Source organism: Mesorhizobium sp. M7A.F.Ca.US.002.01.1.1, from assembly GCF_004022955.1.
Classification (GTDB): domain Bacteria; phylum Pseudomonadota; class Alphaproteobacteria; order Rhizobiales; family Rhizobiaceae; genus Mesorhizobium; species Mesorhizobium ciceri.
In genome coordinates, this window is sequence record NZ_RZQE01000795.1 from 1 (window position 1) to 1,699 (window position 1,699).

Consider the following 1,699-nt stretch of genomic DNA (forward strand, 5'->3'; position numbering starts at 1 on the left):
CAGCAAATGGGGCGTGCCGGTGCCAGGCGACGACAAGCATGTGATGTATGTCTGGGTCGACGCCTTGACCAACTACATCACCGCCGCCGGCTATCCCGACACAAAGGCCGAGCAATGGCACTATTGGCCGGCCACGCACATCATCGGCAAGGACATTGTCCGCTTCCATGCGGTCTATTGGCCGGCATTTCTGATGTCGGCGGGCATCGAGTTGCCAAAGCGCGTTTTCGCGCATGGCTTCCTGTTCAACCGCGGCGAGAAGATGTCGAAATCTGTTGGCAACGTCGTCGATCCATTCGCGATGGTCGAGCACTACGGTCTCGACCAGGTGCGCTACTTCTTCCTGCGCGAGGTGCCGTTCGGTAACGATGGCAGCTACAGCCATGACGCGATCGTCAACCGCACCAATGCCGATCTTGCCAACGGCCTCGGCAACCTGGCGCAGCGCTCGCTGTCGATGATCGCCAAGAACTGCGGCGGCGTGGTGCCGCAGCGCGGCGAGCTGACGGATGCAGACAGAGCGATCCTGGATCAGGCCGCCGCCGCGCTCGACACCGCGCGCAAGGCGGTCGCCGAGCAGGGCATCCATCTGGCGCTGGCAGCGATCTTCGGCGTGGTGGCGGAAGCCGATCGCTACTTCGCCGGCGAGGCACCATGGGCGCTGAAGAAGACCAACCCGGCGCGCATGGAAACGGTGCTGTGGACAACCGCCGAAGTCGTGCGCCGCGTGGCGGTGCTGTGTCAGCCCTTCACTCCGGGCTCGGCCGCGAAACTGCTCGACCTGCTGGCGGTGCCGGCGGAGAGCCGCGATTTCGTGCATGTCCACGCGGATCACGCGCTTGTGCCCGGCACTGCGTTGCCGGTGCCGGAAGGCGTGTTTCCGCGTTATGTCGAACAGCCGGACGCGAACATCTGATGCTCGTCGACAGCCACTGCCATCTGGATTTTCCAGATTTCGCCGAGGAGCGGGCGGCCATCGTCGCCCGCGCTTTAGCCGCCGGAATTGGCCGTATGGTGACGGTCTCGACACGCGTGAAGCGTTTTCCGCAAGTACTTGAGATCGCTGAAACTTTCGACGAAGTCTATTGCTCTGTCGGCACTCATCCGCACAATGCGGCCGAAGAACTGGATATCACGGTCGAGGAGCTTGTGCGGCTATCCGCGCACCCGAAAGTAGTGGCCATCGGCGAGGCCGGTCTCGACTATTTTTACGACAAGGCGCCACGCGATGCACAGGCGCAAGGCTTTCGCAATCACATCGCCGCCGCCCGTGAAACGGGGCTGCCGCTGGTCATCCATTCGCGCGATGCCGATGCCGACATGGCTGATATTCTCGAGGACGAAACAGGGAAGGGCGCCTTCCCCTTCATCCTGCATTGCTTTTCTTCCGGGCGCCGGCTTGCCGAGGTGGGCGTCGCTCTCGGTGGCTACGTGTCGTTCTCGGGCATCCTGACCTTCAAGAATTCAGCTGAGTTGCGTGCCATTGCCGCCGATGTCCCGCATGCCCGATTGCTGGTCGAAACCGATGCGCCCTATCTGGCGCCCGTGCCGTTTCGGGGCAAACGCAACGAGCCCGCCTATGTCGCCCATACCGCCAAGGTGCTGGCCGAAACGATCGGGGTAAGCGAAGCTGAAATCGCCGATCTGACCACAGATAATTTCTTCCGGCTGTTCGGCAAGATGCCGCGGCCTGCAGAGC

2 protein-coding genes are annotated in these 1,699 nt (G+C 62.5%); both read left to right on the forward strand.

The window, feature by feature from the left end:
- The coding region (locus EN932_RS35515) for a methionine--tRNA ligase (RefSeq protein WP_164890830.1) at positions 1–916 on the forward strand (916 nt) is incomplete at its 5' end.
- On the forward strand, positions 916–1,699 hold a 784-nt coding region (locus EN932_RS35520; RefSeq protein WP_164890831.1), incomplete at its 3' end, for a TatD family hydrolase. The genes EN932_RS35515 and EN932_RS35520, both read left to right, overlap by 1 nt.